This is a genomic window from Saccharomonospora saliphila YIM 90502, from assembly GCF_000383795.1.
Lineage (GTDB): Bacteria > Actinomycetota > Actinomycetes > Mycobacteriales > Pseudonocardiaceae > Saccharomonospora > Saccharomonospora saliphila.
Genome location: NZ_KB912678.1, coordinates 73358 through 75184, shown reverse-complemented (window position 1 = coordinate 75184; position 1827 = coordinate 73358). Strand labels below are relative to the sequence as shown.

1 pseudogene is annotated in these 1827 nt (G+C 73.4%); it reads left to right on the top strand.

The window, feature by feature from the left end:
• A pseudogene (locus tag SACSA_RS26100) lies at nucleotides 1-1827 on the top strand (ATPase); the annotation flags it as partial.

Here is a 1827-nt window from a genome sequence, read left to right as displayed (position 1 = left end):
CCCGCCGACCTCGCCCGGCACGCCTACCTCGCGGGGGACGCGATCGACCGTGCGCACGCGGTGCGGTTGCTGCTGGCCGCGGGCAGGCGGGCGGTCAGCAGGCTGGCTTCCGACGAAGCCACGGGGCACTTCCGGCGGGGGCTGGAGGTGGCGGGCGAGGCGGAGCCGGAGCTGTGGGTTCTGCTCGCGCACGAGCTCTTCCATCAGTTCGACCACACCGGCGAGTCCGACGCCGCACGACGGCTGCTGCACGAGGCGACCGCGTACGCGCGTGCGCGGCACGACCCCGTGCTGATCGCCCGCGTGGCGCTCACCGCGTACCACTCGCCGCTCGGCTCCGGCCGTGATCTCGCGGCCCCACTGCTGGCCGAGGCACACCAGGCACTGATCGGCGACGAGGACCCGGGCGGGCGATCCGAACAGCAGCTCGCCATCGAGCTCACCATCCGGTTGGAAAGCCTCGCCCGCCACGGTGGGGACGACGAGACGCTCGGGTTCAGCCTCTGGACGCTGCACCACACGATCTGGGGTCTCGGAACCGCGAAACAGCGCGCGGCGCTCACCGACGAACTCGCGGCGGTCGGCAGGCGCACCGGGGACGGCTCGACCGAGCTGTTCGCGACGGCACTGCGCTGGGTCGCGCTGCTGGAGCTCGGTGACCCCGCCTATCTCGAGCAGCTCGAGGAGTTCGTGGCGTTGGCGGCCGAACTCGACGACACCCGCCTGCGCATCGCCGCGGAGATCGACCAGAGCCTCGTGGCCGCGTTCACCGGCCGGTTCGACGAGGCCGAGGCCCACGCGGCGCGGGCGGCGCGGACCTGGCCGGCCGAGGACGGACACACCGAGTCGATGCTCCATCATCTGCGCTGGCAGCTGCTCTACTACCGGGCCGACACGGAGGGACTGGCCACGCTGCACCGCGAGGTCGGCACCGCCGAGTACGAGCACGCGCCGCTGATGGAGGCCATCACCGCGTTGCGGTCGGGCGATCCGGGGCCCGCGTTGCGCGTGCTCGACGCGAAGCCCGCCGATGACGACGTGGCACGGGCCGTCGCGCCGTTGTGGTTGCGACTGCGGGCACAGGCCGCCGCGGTGACGCGAGACCCGCGGCGGTGCGAACGGGCGAGGGAGGAGCTCACACCCTTCGCGGGGCAGTACCTGGTGTCGCTGTTCGGATTCGACCTGAGCGGGCCGGTCACGTACTGGCTCGCCGTGCTCGACGCCGCACAACAGCGCTGGACCGAGGCCGTGGACGGGTTCACCGAGGCGTGGCGCTCCGCCGACGCGATGCGGGCGAAGCCGTGGTCGATCGAGGCGCGGGCGGGCCTCGCCGAGGCGCTGCGCGGTCGCGGTGCCGCCGGGGATGCCGAGACCGCGGCCGCGTTGCTGGCCGAGGTCGAGCGCGAGGCGGCCGCGCTCGGCATCAGTCGCGTGACGCCTCCCTCCACAGTGGAGGAATCCGCCGTGGCTGCTCACTCCGGGCTGTTCCACTACACCGGCGAGGTCTGGTCGCTCGGCCTGGACAGCGACCCCGTGTATCTCCCGGACGCCAAGGGGCTGCGGGATCTGCACCGTCTGCTCAGCAGGCCCGGTACCGACGTTCCCGCCGTGGATCTGCTCAACCCCGAGGGCGGCGACCTGGTCAGTGCCGCGACGCGGATGGGCGGCGACGACGTCCTCGACGGCGAGGCCAAGGCGCGGTACCGGCGACGCCTCGCGATGCTCGACGAGGAGATCGACGACGCGACCGCCCTCGGCGACGACCGCAGGGCCGCGGAGTTCGACCGCGAGCGGGCGGCGCTGTTGCGCGAGCTGCGGGCCGCCGCC